General features: G+C 51.9%; 1 tRNA gene. It reads left to right on the plus strand.

Annotation, left to right across the window (positions count from 1 at the left end):
* Positions 1 to 238 precede the first annotated feature (238 nt).
* A tRNA-Ile gene (locus IFT84_RS21295) sits at positions 239 to 315 on the plus strand.
* Positions 316 to 360: the final 45 nt, after the last annotated feature.

Raw genomic sequence — 360 nt, forward strand, 5'->3', positions numbered from 1 at the left:
AGATCACGCCAGTCAGGTGATGATCGAAACGAAATACGTCACATGAGATGACGATTTGGCTGCCCTTTGAGCGCAAGCGAGAAGGATCAGCTTAGCCAAATCCGACTTGAATGATGATATGGCGGACACCGCCTCCCACGTTTCTCTTTCTTTTAGGACAAGGATCACGCTGTTCCTTTGATGGTCGACTTTCGGGTTGGCTGTTGATGGTTTAACAAGCTGTTGTTGTGACCCATGTGGGCCCGTAGCTCAGTTGGTTAGAGCACACGCTTGATAAGCGTGGGGTCGGAAGTTCAAGTCTTCCCGGGCCCACCATTTGTTTCTGCTCACGCTGTCGTGCTCTTTGAGCGCTGCGCTGCG

The sequence above is a fragment of the Rhizobium sp. CFBP 8762 genome (assembly GCF_014841565.1).
Taxonomy (GTDB): domain Bacteria; phylum Pseudomonadota; class Alphaproteobacteria; order Rhizobiales; family Rhizobiaceae; genus CFBP-8762.